The sequence below is a fragment of the Aeromonas veronii bv. veronii genome (genome assembly GCF_000820225.1).
Lineage (GTDB): Bacteria > Pseudomonadota > Gammaproteobacteria > Enterobacterales > Aeromonadaceae > Aeromonas > Aeromonas veronii.
Genome location: NZ_CDDK01000044.1, coordinates 1 through 13,841, shown reverse-complemented (window position 1 = coordinate 13,841; position 13,841 = coordinate 1). Strand labels below are relative to the sequence as shown.

Annotated in this window: 13 protein-coding genes and 1 other annotated feature (1 of these 14 running past the window's edge); of the genes, 10 read left to right on the top strand and 3 right to left on the bottom strand. The window is 58.6% G+C overall.

Features of this window, described 5'->3' with window-relative positions; translation table 11 throughout:
- Window positions 1-89, top strand: a sequence feature (His leader region) (it extends 40 nt beyond the left edge of the window).
- Between the two features lie 25 nt (window positions 90-114).
- The 8 genes from hisG to hisIE are packed head-to-tail and all read left to right on the top strand — an operon-like array spanning window position 115 to window position 7,383.
- The gene (gene hisG, locus BN1139_RS19260; protein WP_005352174.1) at window positions 115-1,011 is read left to right on the top strand and encodes an ATP phosphoribosyltransferase; all 897 of its coding nucleotides are present in this window, start codon (window positions 115-117) and stop codon (window positions 1,009-1,011) included.
- A gap of 12 nt (window positions 1,012-1,023) precedes the next feature.
- Window positions 1,024-2,349, top strand: a complete 1,326-nt coding sequence (gene hisD / locus BN1139_RS19255; protein ID WP_005352176.1) for a histidinol dehydrogenase — start codon at window positions 1,024-1,026, stop codon at window positions 2,347-2,349.
- Window positions 2,346-3,416 (top strand): histidinol-phosphate transaminase, encoded by a 1,071-nt coding sequence (hisC, locus tag BN1139_RS19250; protein ID WP_005352181.1) that lies wholly within the window; start codon window positions 2,346-2,348, stop codon window positions 3,414-3,416. Before hisD ends, hisC begins: the two co-directional genes overlap by 4 nt.
- A 15-nt stretch (window positions 3,417-3,431) precedes the next feature.
- Window positions 3,432-4,556: a bifunctional histidinol-phosphatase/imidazoleglycerol-phosphate dehydratase HisB gene (gene hisB / locus BN1139_RS19245; RefSeq protein WP_005352185.1), complete on the top strand. Its 1,125-nt coding sequence runs from the start codon at window positions 3,432-3,434 to the stop codon at window positions 4,554-4,556.
- A complete protein-coding gene (gene hisH / locus BN1139_RS19240) occupies window positions 4,556-5,200 on the top strand; it encodes an imidazole glycerol phosphate synthase subunit HisH (RefSeq protein ID WP_005352187.1) in 645 nt (214 codons plus the stop codon). Before hisB ends, hisH begins: the two co-directional genes overlap by 1 nt.
- Before the next feature lie 5 nt (window positions 5,201-5,205).
- Entirely contained in the window at window positions 5,206-5,967 is a 762-nt protein-coding gene (gene hisA / locus BN1139_RS19235) for a 1-(5-phosphoribosyl)-5-[(5-phosphoribosylamino)methylideneamino]imidazole-4-carboxamide isomerase (protein ID WP_005352189.1), read from the top strand.
- The gene (hisF, locus tag BN1139_RS19230) at window positions 5,967-6,740 is read left to right on the top strand and encodes an imidazole glycerol phosphate synthase subunit HisF (protein WP_005352191.1); all 774 of its coding nucleotides are present in this window, start codon (window positions 5,967-5,969) and stop codon (window positions 6,738-6,740) included. Before hisA ends, hisF begins: the two co-directional genes overlap by 1 nt.
- Window positions 6,733-7,383: a bifunctional phosphoribosyl-AMP cyclohydrolase/phosphoribosyl-ATP diphosphatase HisIE gene (gene hisIE, locus BN1139_RS19225; protein ID WP_005352195.1), complete on the top strand. Its 651-nt coding sequence runs from the start codon at window positions 6,733-6,735 to the stop codon at window positions 7,381-7,383. The genes hisF and hisIE overlap by 8 nt, the downstream gene beginning before the upstream one ends.
- 39 nt (window positions 7,384-7,422) lie before the next feature.
- On the opposite strand, the gene BN1139_RS19220 is transcribed toward hisIE, so the two are convergent.
- A complete protein-coding gene (locus BN1139_RS19220) occupies window positions 7,423-8,910 on the bottom strand; it encodes a KAP family P-loop NTPase fold protein (RefSeq protein ID WP_005352198.1) in 1,488 nt (495 codons plus the stop codon).
- A 363-nt stretch (window positions 8,911-9,273) separates the two neighbouring features.
- Between BN1139_RS19220 and BN1139_RS19215 the strand changes: the two genes are divergently transcribed.
- Entirely contained in the window at window positions 9,274-10,563 is a 1,290-nt protein-coding gene (locus BN1139_RS19215; protein ID WP_005352201.1) for a sensor domain-containing diguanylate cyclase, read from the top strand.
- Window positions 10,564-10,648: 85 nt separating this feature from the next.
- Here BN1139_RS19215 and BN1139_RS19210 read toward each other — a convergent pair whose 3' ends face one another.
- Together BN1139_RS19210 and BN1139_RS19205 are read right to left on the bottom strand one after the other, a co-directional pair.
- The gene (locus BN1139_RS19210) at window positions 10,649-12,271 is read right to left on the bottom strand and encodes an acyl-CoA synthetase (protein ID WP_005352204.1); all 1,623 of its coding nucleotides are present in this window, start codon (window positions 12,269-12,271) and stop codon (window positions 10,649-10,651) included.
- A 234-nt stretch (window positions 12,272-12,505) separates the two neighbouring features.
- Window positions 12,506-12,694 carry a hypothetical protein gene (locus tag BN1139_RS19205; protein WP_005352208.1) on the bottom strand — a complete coding sequence of 63 codons (189 nt, stop codon included), beginning with the start codon at window positions 12,692-12,694 and terminating at the stop codon, window positions 12,506-12,508.
- A gap of 500 nt (window positions 12,695-13,194) precedes the next feature.
- Between BN1139_RS19205 and BN1139_RS19200 the strand changes: the two genes are divergently transcribed.
- The gene (locus tag BN1139_RS19200; protein WP_005352211.1) at window positions 13,195-13,734 is read left to right on the top strand and encodes a glycine zipper 2TM domain-containing protein; all 540 of its coding nucleotides are present in this window, start codon (window positions 13,195-13,197) and stop codon (window positions 13,732-13,734) included.
- Window positions 13,735-13,841: the final 107 nt, after the last annotated feature.

Genomic DNA, 13,841 nt, shown 5'->3' with positions numbered 1-13,841 from the left:
ACTGCTGGAAGACACTTAACTGGTGACTTCCAAAAGGACCGCAAGATTCATAAACCCTCGGAAGCACCCACTTCCGAGGGTTTTTTCGTTTTTGACTAGAAGGAAATCGAGCAAATGGAAACACAACGTCTGCGTATCGCCATGCAAAAGTCCGGTCGTCTGAGCCAGGACTCCCAAGCCCTGTTCAAGAGCTGCGGCCTGAAAATCAACCTGCGCGAGCAGCGCCTTATCGCCCATGTCGAGAACATGCCCATCGATATCTTGCGGGTGCGCGATGACGACATCCCGGGTCTGGTGATGGAAGGGGTGGTTGACCTTGGCATCATCGGCGAGAACGTGCTGGAAGAGGTGCAGCTTATTCGCGCCTCCCAAGGCCTCCCCTTCGAGGTCAAAACCCTCAAGCAGCTGGACTTTGGTGGCTGCCGCCTCTCGCTGGCGGTGCCGGAAGATGTGACCTACACAGGGCCACAGAGCCTGGCCGGCAAGCGCATCGCGACCTCCTACCCCGGGCTGCTCAAGCGCTTCTTTGACGAAAAGGGGCTCGGCTTCAAGAGTGTGATGCTGGGCGGCTCGGTGGAAGTGGCGCCCCGCGCGGGCCTGGCCGATGCCATCTGCGATCTGGTCTCCACCGGCGCGACCCTGGAAGCTAACGGCCTCAAAGAGGTGGAGGTGATCTACCGCTCCAAGGCGGTACTGGTCCAGGCCCCCAACCCCTTGTCCGATGCCAAGCAGAAGCTCATCGACAAACTGCTGCCCCGCATTCAGGGGATGCAGCAGGCCCGCGAGAGCAAGTACATCATGCTGCACGCCCCCAAAGACAAGCTCGATGCCATCACCGACCTGCTACCGGGTGCCGAACGTCCCACCATCATGCAGCTGGCCGGTGACACCAATCAGGTGGCGCTGCACGTCGTCTCCAGCGAGACCCTGTTCTGGGAGACCATGGAGCAGCTCAAGGCTCTGGGTGCCAGCTCCATTCTGGTGCTGCCCATCGAAAAAATGATGGAATAAGGAAGGGACATCATGCAGACCCTGATCTGGAAGACCCTCTCCCCCGCCCAGCAGGCCGATGTGCTGACCCGACCGGCCTTGAGTGACGAGGCCGATATTGGTGCCGTGGTGCGGGATATCATTGCAGCGGTACGCAGCCGGGGCGATGAGGCCCTGCGCGAGCTGAGCCAGCGCTTCGAGCGCGCTCCCCGTGAGCAGTTGCGCGTCAGCGAGGCCGAGATTGAAGCTGCTTGCGCGCGGCTGGATGACGGCATCAAAAGCGCCATCGAAGCAGCGATTGCCAATATTCGCACCTTCCACGCCGCCCAAGTGCAGCAGGTAGTGCGGGTAGAAACCCAGCCCGGGGTGGTGTGCGAGCTGCGCACCCAACCCATCAGTCGGGTCGGCCTCTATGTGCCGGGGGGCAGCGCACCGCTCCCCTCTACCGTGATGATGCTGGCCATTCCGGCACGCTTAGCCGGTTGCCGTGAAGTGGTGCTCTGCACCCCGTCCCCCGCCAGCGACGAGATCCTGTTTGCCGCCCGCGCCTGCGGCGTCGAGAAGGTGTTCGCCATCGGCGGTGCCCAGGCCATCGCCGCCATGGCTTACGGCACAGAAAGCATTCCCAAGGTGGACAAGATCTTCGGCCCGGGCAACGCCTATGTGACCGAAGCCAAGGGGCAGGTATCCCGCGACTGGCGCGGCGCCGCCATCGACATGCCCGCCGGCCCCTCCGAGGTGCTGGTGATTGCCGACGAGAGCGCCAACCCCGCCTTCGTGGCAGCGGATCTGCTCTCCCAGGCCGAGCATGGCCCCGACAGTCAGGTAGTGCTGGTGACCACCTCGCCGCTGCTGGCCGATGCCATCGCTGGCGAAATCAAGAGCCAGCTGGCCAAGTTGAGCCGCCGCGATATCGCCGCGCAGGCGCTCGGCAGCAGTCTGGTGATCCTCTGTGACGATCTGGCCGAAGCGTGTGCCATCTCCAACGCCTACGCGCCGGAGCACCTGATCGTGCAGACCCGAGCCCCGCGCGATCTGCTGGACCTGCTTGAAAATGCCGGTTCCATCTTTCTGGGCGCATGGACGCCGGAATCGGTCGGCGATTACGCCAGCGGCACCAACCACACCCTGCCCACCTATGGCTATGCCCGCACCTGCTCCAGCCTTGGCCTTGCCGATTATCAGCGCCGCTACACGGTGCAGGAGCTGAGCGCCGAAGGTATTCGCGGCCTTGGCCCTATAGTCGAGCGCATTGCTCAGGCCGAAGGGCTCGATGGCCACAAAAATGCCGTGACGCTGAGATTGAATGCCTTGGCCACCGCGCCCCAACCAACAGCACAGCAGAAGGATTTGTCATGAGCATTGCCAATCTGGCGCGCCGCGTGGTGCGGGCCCTCACCCCTTATCAATCCGCCCGCCGCATCGGCGGCAAGGGCCACGTCTGGCTCAACGCCAACGAGGCGCCACAGGCCTATCCCTTCACCATCGAGGGGAGCCGCCTCAACCGCTACCCCGAGTGCCAACCGGCCGAGGTGGTGAACGGCTATGCCGCCTATGCCGGGGTTAATCCCGATCAGGTGCTGGTGAGCCGCGGCGCCGACGAGGCCATCGAGCTGCTTATTCGCACCTTCTGCGAAGCGGGTGAAGATCAGATCCTCATCTGCCCGCCCACCTACGGCATGTACGCCATCAGCGCCGAGACCTGTGGCGTCGGCATCGTCGAGCAGCCGCTGACCACCAGCCGCCAGCCCGACTGGCCCGCCATTGCCGATCGCCTCAGTGACGTGAAGCTGGTGTTTCTCTGCTCCCCCAACAACCCCACCGGGGATCTGGTGGGGCGTGACGGCCTTATCGCCCTGCTGGAAAAAGCCCGGGATCGCGCCATCGTGGTGGTGGACGAGGCCTATATCGAGTTCTGCCCCGAGGCGTCCGTGGTGGACCTGCTGGCCCGCTTCCCCAATCTGGTGGTGACCCGTACCCTCTCCAAGGCTTTTGCCCTGGCGGGGATCCGCTGCGGCTTTACGCTGGCAAGCCCCGAGGTGATCGCCATGCTAGCCAAGGTGATCGCCCCCTATCCCATCCCCGAGCCCATCGCCCAGATCGCAGCGCAGGCACTCTCCCCCATGGGGCTGGAGCTGATGCGCGAGCGAGTGATGGAACTCAACAAGCAAAAAGCCGCCTTCAAAGCAGAGCTGACAACGCTTGCCTGCGTGAAGGAAGTATTCGAGGACAAGGGCAACTTCGTGCTGGTGCGCTTTGTGGATGGCGCCACCGTCTTTGCTGCCATGAAGGCCGCCGGCATCATACTGCGGGATTTCTCCAGCAAGCCGGGTCTGGACAACAGCATTCGCGTCACCATCGGCTATCAGGGCGAGATGGATGCCGTGCTGGCCGTGCTGCGTGACCTGCCCTCTCCCACTTTGTAAGACAAGGATGTAGCGATGAAGACCCCGTTTTTGTTTATCGACCGCGACGGCACCCTGATTGAAGAGCCAGTGACCGACAAGCAGGTGGATAGCCTCGCCAAGCTGCGCTTCGAGCCCATGGTCATTCCGGTGCTGCGCGAGTTGCAGGCCGCCGGTTACGTGCAGGTGATGGTGACCAACCAGGACGGACTGGGCACTGCCAGCCTGCCGCTGGAGAACTTCCAGCCGCCCCATGATCTAATGATGCACCTGTTTGAATCGCAAGGGGTGAAGTGGGAGCAGGTGTTGATCTGCCCGCACTTCCCCACCGACGGCTGCAGCTGCCGCAAACCCCACCTCGGGTTGGTGAAAGAGTATCTCGCCTCCGGTCGCATCGACTTTGCCAACTCCTTCGTGATTGGTGATCGCCAGACCGATCTGCAGCTGGCCGAGAACATGGGCATTGGCGGTATTCGCTATCACCCGCAGGATCACAACTGGCTCGCCATCCGTGATCAGCTGTTATCCAAGGGTCGCGTAGCCTCGGTGGAACGCTATACCAAAGAGACCCGCATTCAGGTAGCGGTTGATTTGGACCCTTCTGCCACCAACAAGTGCGGCGGCAACCAGATCGCCACCGGTATCGGCTTCTTTGATCACATGCTGGATCAGATAGCGACCCACGCCGGTTTCCAGCTCAAGCTGAACGTCAGCGGCGATCTGTATATCGACGATCACCACACGGTGGAAGATGTGGGGCTGGCGCTGGGTCAGGCGCTGCGTCAAGCCCTTGGCAACAAGCGCGGTATCGGCCGCTTCGGCTTCGTGCTGGCGATGGACGAGGTGCAGGCGGTGATCGATGCGCGCCCGCTGACCGAGCAGGAGGTGAGTACCGCGCTGGATCTCAGCGGTCGCCCCTACTTCGTGTTTGACTGCCCGAGCGGCTTTGGCCGCGACAACGTGGGCGAGATGGCCACCGAGATGGTGCCTCACTTCTTCCGCTCCCTCTCGGACGCCATGGCAATCACCTTGCAGATGAAGGTGGGCAGCGGCAACACCCACCATCAGGTGGAGGCGCTGTTCAAAGGCTTTGGCCGCGCCCTGCGTCAGGCCATTCGGGTGGAAGGGAGCGAGCTTCCCTCCAGCAAGGGAGTGCTGTGATGGATGTGAGCAAGCAGAAGCTGGTCATTATCGACACCGGCTGTGCCAATCTGGCCTCGGTGCGCATGGCATTCGAGCGCCTCGGCGTGCAGCCGCTGGTCTCAAGCCAGGCCGCCGATATCGAGCAGGCGGACAAGCTGATCCTGCCCGGTGTCGGCACTGCGGTGGCCGCCATGAACAACCTCAACGAGCGCGGGCTGGTGCCCCTTATTCGCGCAGCCAAGCAGCCGCTGCTGGGCTTTTGCCTCGGTATGCAGATGCTGGCAGAGGCCTCCGAAGAGAGCATGGGTACGGATGACTCGTCAGAGCGGCTTATCGACTGCCTTGGCATAGTGCCGGGCAAGATCCGCCTGATGGAGGTCGGCACCTTACACCAGTCAAGCATGCGCCTGCCCCATATGGGCTGGAACCAGATTGAGCACGACGAGACCCATCCTCTGCTCAAGGGGATCCCGAGCGGCAGCTACTTCTACTTCGTGCACTCCTATGCGCTGGAGGTGACCGAAGCGACGCTGGCGACCTGCGACTATGGCCAGCCGTTTACCGCCATCGTCGGTCGTGACAACTTCTTTGGCGCCCAATTCCACCCGGAGCGTTCAGGCGCAGCCGGTGCCCGTTTGCTGCAAAATTTTCTGGAGCTGTGACTAGCATGATCATTCCCGCAATTGACCTTATCAACGGTCAGGTAGTTCGCCTCTATCAGGGGGATTACGAGCAGAAGACCGAATACAGCAGCAGCCCGCAGGCGCGCTTCGATGAATATGTCTCCCAAGGGGCGGTGCAGCTCCATCTGGTGGATCTGGACGGTGCCAAGGATGCCAAGGCGCGCCAGCTGCCCCTGCTGACCCAACTGCTGTCGGCCACCGAAGCACCGGTGCAGGTCGGTGGCGGCGTGCGCACCGAACAGGATGTGGCGGATCTGCTGGCCGCCGGTGCCAGCCGGGTGGTGATCGGCTCCACCGCCGTCAAATCCCCTGATCTGGTAGCGAGCTGGATGGAGAAATATGGCCCCGAGCAGATCGTGCTGGCGCTGGACGTCAATATCGATGAGCAGGGCAATCGCCATATCGCTGTGGCAGGCTGGCAGGAGAACAGCGGTGTGACCATCGAGGCGCTGATCGAGCGCTTTCTCCCCGCCGGGCTCAAGCATGTGCTCTGCACCGACATCAGCCGTGACGGCACCCTGGCTGGCACCAACGTCGAGCTCTATCGGGATCTCTGCGCACGCTACCCGAGCGTTGCCTTTCAGGCCTCCGGCGGCATTGGCGGCATCGAAGACATCGAGGCGCTCAAGGGCTCCGGCGTCAAGGGGATCATCCTTGGCCGCGCCCTGCTGGAGGGCAAATTCTCGGTGGGTGACGCCATCGCCTGCTGGCAAGCCCCCGCGGCCGTTACCACAGGAGGCAACTAATGCTGGCAAGACGCATTATCCCCTGCCTCGACGTGAAAGATGGCGTGGTGGTCAAAGGGGTGCAATTTCGCAACCACGAGGTGATGGGCGGCATTGTCGAGCTGGCGCGCCGCTACGCCGAAGAGGGCGCTGACGAGCTGGTGTTCTATGACATCACCGCCTCCAGCGATGCCCGGGTAGTGGACAAGAGCTGGGTGAGCCGGGTAGCGGAGGTGATCGATATCCCCTTCTGTGTCGCCGGTGGCATCAAAAGTGTCGAGGATGCCCGCCAGATCCTCGAATTTGGCGCCGACAAGATCTCCATCAACTCCCCTGCCCTTGCCGACCCGACCCTGATCAGCCGACTGGCCGAGCGCTTTGGCGTGCAGTGCGTAGTGGTGGGCATTGACTCCTACTTCGATGCCGAAACAGGCCACTATCAGGTCAAACAGTTTACCGGTGACGAGAGTCGCACCCGCACCACCGCCTGGCACACCCTCGACTGGGTGCAGGAGGTGCAAAAGCGCGGCGCGGGCGAAATCGTGCTGAACGTGATGAATCAGGACGGCATGCGCCAGGGTTATGATCTCGACCAGCTCAAGCTGGTTCGCAGCGTCTGCAAGGTGCCGCTGATTGCCTCCGGCGGCGCCGGTGCCATGGCGCACTTTCGCGATGCCTTTACCCTCGCCGATGTGGATGGGGCACTGGCCGCCTCTGTGTTCCACAAGGGCCTTATCCCCATTCCCGAATTGAAACGCTGGCTGAAAACCGAAGGAGTCGCCATCCGTGAATAACTTCTCTGAAAATGCACAAACCACCGCCAGCGCGCGCCCTCTTGCCGAGCAGCTCGACTGGGAAAAATGCGATGGCATGATCCCCGCCATCGTCCAGCACGCCGCCAGCAGCGAGGTGCTGATGCAGGGCTTTATGACCCGTGAAGCGCTGGAAAAGACCCAGACTACCGGTCAGGTCACCTTCTTTAGCCGCAGCAAACAGCGGCTTTGGACCAAGGGCGAAAGCTCGGGCAATGTGCTCCAGCTCGTGGCCATCAGCACCGACTGCGATCAGGACTCCCTGCTGATCGCCGCCAACCCCGTCGGCCCCACCTGTCACAAAGGGACGACCTCCTGCTTCCATGGTCACCCGGTGCCACCACTCGGTTTTCTGGCAGAGCTGGAACAGGTGCTGGCAGCCCGCAAAGGGGCCGATCCGGCCACCAGCTACACCGCCAGCCTCTACGGCAAAGGGACCAAGCGTATCGCCCAGAAGGTAGGTGAGGAAGGTGTTGAAGTGGCGCTGGCCGCCATGGCCAAGGATCGGGAGGAGCTCATCAACGAATCCGCCGATCTGCTCTACCACCTGACCGTGCTGCTGCAAAACGAAGGGCTGGGATTACAGGATGTCGTTCAGCGGCTTTACGAGCGGCATAACAAATAAAATTTCTTATTGATTAACGGGCTATTCAGCCCGTTAATCTCAGTCAAATGACATCGCTAACTCAACCCAGTTTCTATATACCGACATATCTAATCTGGATTTTTCGTATAGCTCTGTATTTAAAATGTAGCACTTCAATTTCTCGGAATGTTCCTCTCCAGTAATCCGAGGGTACTTCTGAATTAAGTTTTTATTTTGATCGATTAATGTTGAAGAGGCATTATCGTGCTCCCCTAGATAGCTCAAAAGATAGTTTTTTACTAAACTTTTGATTTCTACACTATAACTACCCATAATAAAGTCGACACAATAATTCGTTTTCATTGAGATATTTATTGAGCCTTGCATTTCATTCAACGCTCTGAAGTTTACATTTCCTATCTTAATATTTTCTAGTTTTTGTCTACTTCTTGCCATTGTGATTATCAATTCATAATCTGAAGGTTTTATCTCATGCAATGCAAGCATATAAGCCAAGAAGACCACATTAACATCATCTTTCTCTAAATTTAAAAGTACCAATACCATACGATCAATTAACTTCTCAATACTTCGCAAAGATAGGTGGCATGCATCAGATATAGATGACAATACTGTGGTAATAGCTTCTATATTTAACCCTTTAGGCCAAACCTTATCAAAAGAATGATCTACAAGTACACTATTAGATAAATTGCTTTCTATAAAAAGTCGTTTTGAACCCGCTAACAAGCTAAAGCGTCTACTAAAAAACCGACTTAAATATGTATGTGCATTAAAGTCAGCACCGTAAATAACCTTCACTGCATGTTGCAATTGCTCTGTATCCGTAGCCAATACAAAAACAACTTTAGGAATATCGAAAATATGCTTTATGGTTTCCAGCATTTCCACTGCATATGAGGGTCGGCAGCGATCCAGTTCATCAATCAAAATAAATGCGGGATAATCCAGTTCTCCTTCACTTAAACCAACAGCCCCTTCCACCCATTGCCGGATCTCTTGTTTAAGATACTGGATAGATTCATAACGCTCTTTGTGATTGCTGCAAAGTGTATCAACCAGCTTATCTACGTCTTCGCCTTCCATAGAAAAGTCACCATCTTCAAGTCCAGCTTTTTTAATGGCAGACTTGAGCACCAATTTTCCACCCACCTTTAGCAACCCCAATAGCTTGGACTTGACGCCATCAGGTATTGCAACCTTATTTCCTGTTGCATCTTTCAATTGATCGATAATCGACGAAATCACCGTCAACAAGGGATCATCGGAAAAATCCTGCTGCCAGGCATCGATATAAACGGTGGGATAATGCGCTTTCAGCTCCATATACCAGCGCTTGATAAACCAGGTTTTACCCGCCCCCCATTCGGCATTGAGGTTAAGCACATAGTTGCGCTGCTTGCCTTCGGCGGCGAGGTAGTTGGTGAGAAATTCAGCATAGCGGGCGCGTTCAAGCCGATCACCTGCCAGCTCTTCACCCCCCGCAATAGCCCCCGGCCCGTCCCACTGAACTGCGTCATCCCAATTAAACGGTGCCACTGCCATCTCGTACCTCTCCATATTGCGTTGCTGAGGATGATATCAGGGGCACAGTGAAAATAGTTTGATTAAAGACCTGTTTGTTGCCCTTTCTGCCGCTCGGGGTGGCGCATTTGATTGCTGATTAATTTATTTGGTGCTAACCAATAATGCCGGGCCGATAAAGGGGGGAACGCGGTGATCTGTACAGCGACAGACTAGGTTGATTGCCTTTGAGCTCGCCAACGATGACAACCGTGTGACATGGCGCAGAACTTGCGGAAATAAACGCGAAACCTGACCTGTTCAGTGCTTTATTTAAAACTGTTGATCTCTATTGCGCGTCTTGTTCAACCGACCCATCGTAGCGACCCAAGGATGGCTAGCCCCATGAAGGATGAACCCTTCTCTATCCAGTTACAGCATGAGCTGGATCACCTCAAAGCCATCTTCAACGAGACGGACGCCTACATGTTTACCAAGGATCTGGCGGGCCGTTACACCTATGCCAATCAGGCGGTGCTGGATCTCTTTGGCTGTACCCTCGCCGAGTTGCAGGGGCAGGATGATCGGGCCTTTTTTGATCTCGAATTCTCCGACACCATTCAACGCAACGACCGGTTGGTACTGGAGCAGCAACTCGCCATCGCCCAGGAGGAGATCAACTACCTCAAATCCACCGGGGAAAAGCGCTGCTACTGGACAGTTAAAAAGCCCATCCATGACAAGGATGGCAACCTGATCGGCCTGTGCGGCATCTCCACCGATATCACCGAACACAAGCTGATTGAGGCCCGCATGGCGGAGCAGCATCAACTGCTGGAAATCATCCTCGCCAATGTAGATGCCCATATCTATATGAAGGACAGCCTGCACCGCTTTCTCTACGTCAACCAAAAGGTCGCCGATCTGCTGGGCCTTCCTGCCGAGCAGATCATCAACCGGCGCGATGACGAGGTGATCCCGGCTGCCAGCGCCTGCCAGCTGTGGCGGCTGGACAACCGGGTATTCGAAACCGGCGAGCTGCAAGCCGGGGAAGAGATGCTGACCGATCCCGAAGGCAATCAGCACTATTACTGGTCGGTCAAGGTGCCCTTTCTGCTGGGGGATGGCACCCCCACCCTGATCGGTATCTCCTCCGACATTACCGAACTGCACCAGCTCAAGGAGCAGTTGCACCAGCAGTCGGTGCGTGATGGCCTCACCGGTCTCTACAACCGCCGTTTCTTTTTCGAGATGTGCGAGAAGAACCTCAGTCTGGACATGCGCCACCACCTCACCTCGGTGCTGATGGTGCTGGATGTGGATCAGTTCAAGTGCATCAACGATCGCTTCGGTCACCCCCTTGGGGATAGCGCGCTGGTGCATCTGGGCAGGGTGATGCAATCGGTGCTGCGCAGCGAAGATGTGCTGGCCCGCATCGGCGGTGACGAGTTTGCCATCTTGCTGCCCAACACCACCCTCTCGGCCGCCGCATCCCTGGCCGAGCGGCTGCGCCTGCAGGTGATGCAAAGCCCGCTCCCCCTACCCGATGGGGATAAACTGGTCATCACCATCAGCGCCGGACTGGTGGAAAATGGCGAGGGGGAGCTGATGGAGAGCCTCTACGCCCGCGCCGATCAGATGCTCTATCAGGCCAAACAGAGCGGCCGCAACTGCGTCGCGTGCAAGGCTCCCTAGCACACCACGGGAGGGCCATCAGCCTTCCAGACCCCTTGTATCTCCCTCCTATGAATGGCTGTGCTGGCTCCTTACGAACAGGCTGCTACCCCAGCTGTTTGCGCAGCACAAACTTTTGCACCTTGCCGGTCGAGGTCTTCGGCAGCGGGGTGAAGATGATGCGTTTGGGGGCCTTGAAGTGGGCCATCTGCTCCCGGCAAAAGGCGATCAGCTCCGCCTGGGTGGTCTCTCGCCCCTCTTTCAATTTCACGAAGGCGCAGGGTACCTCCCCCCACTTCTCATCGGGCATGGCGATCACCGCCGCTTCGTCCACATCGGGATGGCGATAGAGCACATCTTCCACCTCCAGACTGGAGATGTTCTCCCCGCCGGAGATGATGATGTCCTTGGATCTGTCCTTGATCTCCACATAACCATCCGGGTGCCATACCGCCAGATCGCCACTGCGAAACCACCCCTCCGCCATCGCCTCGGCGCTGGCCGCCGGATTTTTTAGATAGCCCTTCATCACCACATTACCGCGCAGCACTATCTCCCCCATGGTTTTGCCATCCTTAGCCACCGGCTCGCCACTGACCGGATTGATGACCCGCATCTCCCCCTGCAGGGGCGACGCAACACCCTGCCGTGCCTTGAGGCGGGAGAGCGCCGTGGCATCCTGACCTTGCCAGCTTCTTTGCGGCTCGCACAACACGCAGGGGCCATAGGTTTCGGTCAGGCCATAGACGTGGGTCACGGCGATCCCCATCGCCTCCATGCCGGCGATCACGGTGGCGGGGGGCGCAGCCCCGGCGGTCATCACCTTGATGGGGTGATCCAGCCCCTGCTTGAGCGCCGGATCGGCATTGTTGAGCATATTGAGCACGATGGGCGCCGCACAAAAATGGCTCACCCTGTGCTCGTGCAGCGCCTCATAAATGGCGGCGGCCTGCACATGACGCAGGCAGACGCTCACCCCGGCGGTGGCCGCCAGCGTCCAGGGGAAGCACCAGCCGTTGCAGTGAAACATCGGCAAGGTCCAGAGATAGACGGGATGCTTGGGTAGCTCCCAGGAGAGCACATTGTTGATGGCGTTGAGGTGGGCGCCGCGATGGTGATAGACCACCCCCTTGGGGTTGCCGGTGGTGCCGGAGGTGTAGTTAAGGGATATCGCCTGCCACTCATCTTGCGGCAACCAGCCTGGCTCATCGCCACTCCCTTGCGCAAGGAACTGTTCATAGTCGAGGTCACTGACAAGCGCCCCCTCCCGGTAGATGGGATCATCGATGGCGATGACCAGCGGTTGGCTCTCCAGCAGATCCAGCGCCTTGCGCACCACGGCGCCGAACTCCCTGTCCACCAGCACCACCTTGCTCTGGGCATGCTGGAAGATAAAGGCCATCGACTCGGCATCGAGCCGGGTATTGATGGTGTTGAGCACGGCGCCGCTCATGGGCACCCCGAAGTGAGCTTCAAACATCGCAGGGATATTGGGCGCAACGATGGAGACGGTATCCCCCTCCCCAATACCGCGAAGCCGCAGGGCCGAGGCAAGCTGGCGGCAACGGCGGGCGGTCTCGCCCCAGCTCTGGCGCAGCGAGCCGTGGATCAGCGCCGGATAGTCGGGATAGACCCGCTCCGCCCGCCCCAAAAAGCTGATGGGGGTCAGGGCCTCGAAATTTGCGGCGGTTTTGGCAAGGTCACGCTCATAGATGTTCTGCACTGTCATCGGATTCCTTCCTCACAGGTGGCACAAAACGGGCTATTTCTGGATCAATCAGAGCTCAGCAAGCGACATGGGCATCCTGCCCGTCACTGGTCTCTTATGGGGATGACAGCCTAACAGTGAGCCTGCGGCGGCAGGTATTAGCAAAACGTCTTAGAGGAAGAGCGGAAGAGGTATTCGGTGCGAGGACAGGCAAGCGAGCCCCCGCCAATGGCGAAGGCTTTACCTCAATCATCGTTAGTGGCGCACCCGCCCCTGCTGGCGGAAGCAGTAGAGTTTAAGGCTGATGTCGACGATATCGGCGGGAAGCTCCTCTCCCTGCTCGGCCAGGGGCCGGTAGAGAGATGAGAGCAGACGCTCGGCCTGCTGCACCGTAATGATGTTGGCCTGGATGGCTGGGGTGATCCAGCTGGGTAACATTGACATATCTCCCCCTCGTTGATCCGGTGATCTCGGGTGAACATCTTTATTTCGGTCTTACGCCGTTGTCTGCCGACCCGTTCACCCTCTGCTTCACCCAATCAAAGCAAAATGCTTGCCGTGATCTCTTATCGGCCAACATCCGATGGGGCTGGAGCCATTTATCAACCACTTGCGTGGCCATATCAACGAACAGAGCCCTTGTTCAAGACTTCCCTTGACCTGCCCCCGTCAGCACTTTGCCACTCTGGCATTCTGCTCACCGCCCGCCTTGCAAATTGCGACTCGAATTGCTCCTTATCGCACTGACAGAGTCCACCATACGCCGGAAATTGGTCACTTTTAGTCCGTTGTCGCCAAAGCCAGACACTTTTTCATGGTGGCTATTTTTTGACCTTGCCAGTGCCTGTCGCAGGCCCATCCCCCTCGCCTTGTCCGGCCAACCGGTTGTGACAAGATGGCGCCAGATTGGAACAGCCCGTGTGGGTATGCAGGAGAACAACAAGATGAACAGATCCATGATGGCAGGTATCGGTATTGGTATCGCCTCGGCCCTGGCGCTCTCGGCCGCGGCCAGCGGCTCCCTCTTTACACCCCAGCCCACCTTTGCCGAGGTGATCGCCAGCAAGCCGATCACCGAGACCATCAAGACTCCCCGACAGGAGTGTCGCAACGTCACCGTGACCCACCGCAAGCCGGTACAGGATGAACACAAGATCCTCGGCACAGTGGTTGGCGCGGCGCTGGGTGGCGTGGTTGGCCACCAGTTTGGCGGCGGCAGCGGCAAGAAGGTGGCCACCGCAGCCGGGGCGGTCGCAGGGGGTTATGCCGGCAATCAGGTGCAGGGCAATATGCAGGCGGGCGATACCTACACCACCACCGAGCAGCGCTGCCAAACGGTGCAGGATACGAGCGTCAACACCATTGGTTATGACGTGACCTATCGCCTCGCAGGTCAGGAGGGGGTGATCCGCATGAAGCAAGCCCCCGGCGCCACCATTCCGGTCAAGGATGGCAAACTGGTGATCGACCAGCCAAAAGTGTGATTTCTCCTGACCCCACTCAGCAGCAGGCCCGCCTCTTTCGAGGCGGGCCTGTGTTTTTGGGCGGCTTTTTTCCTTTCTCTGTCCCGACCTGAATATGGTTTACACCT

Bases quoted from the DNA above. Each gene is read 5' to 3' on its own strand.
- BN1139_RS19200 (WP_005352211.1), top strand. From the start codon at position 13,195: ATGAACAGATCCATGATGGCAGGTATCGGTATTGGTATCGCCTCGGCC.
- hisF (WP_005352191.1), top strand. From the start codon at position 5,967: ATGCTGGCAAGACGCATTATCCCCTGCCTCGACGTGAAAGATGGCGTG.
- hisA (WP_005352189.1), top strand. From the start codon at position 5,206: ATGATCATTCCCGCAATTGACCTTATCAACGGTCAGGTAGTTCGCCTC.
- BN1139_RS19215 (WP_005352201.1), top strand. From the start codon at position 9,274: ATGAAGGATGAACCCTTCTCTATCCAGTTACAGCATGAGCTGGATCAC.
- BN1139_RS19205 (WP_005352208.1), bottom strand. From the start codon at position 12,694: ATGTCAATGTTACCCAGCTGGATCACCCCAGCCATCCAGGCCAACATC.
- hisG (WP_005352174.1), top strand. From the start codon at position 115: ATGGAAACACAACGTCTGCGTATCGCCATGCAAAAGTCCGGTCGTCTG.
- hisD (WP_005352176.1), top strand. From the start codon at position 1,024: ATGCAGACCCTGATCTGGAAGACCCTCTCCCCCGCCCAGCAGGCCGAT.
- BN1139_RS19210 (WP_005352204.1), bottom strand. From the start codon at position 12,271: ATGACAGTGCAGAACATCTATGAGCGTGACCTTGCCAAAACCGCCGCA.
- BN1139_RS19220 (WP_005352198.1), bottom strand. From the start codon at position 8,910: ATGGCAGTGGCACCGTTTAATTGGGATGACGCAGTTCAGTGGGACGGG.
- hisH (WP_005352187.1), top strand. From the start codon at position 4,556: ATGGATGTGAGCAAGCAGAAGCTGGTCATTATCGACACCGGCTGTGCC.
- hisB (WP_005352185.1), top strand. From the start codon at position 3,432: ATGAAGACCCCGTTTTTGTTTATCGACCGCGACGGCACCCTGATTGAA.
- hisC (WP_005352181.1), top strand. From the start codon at position 2,346: ATGAGCATTGCCAATCTGGCGCGCCGCGTGGTGCGGGCCCTCACCCCT.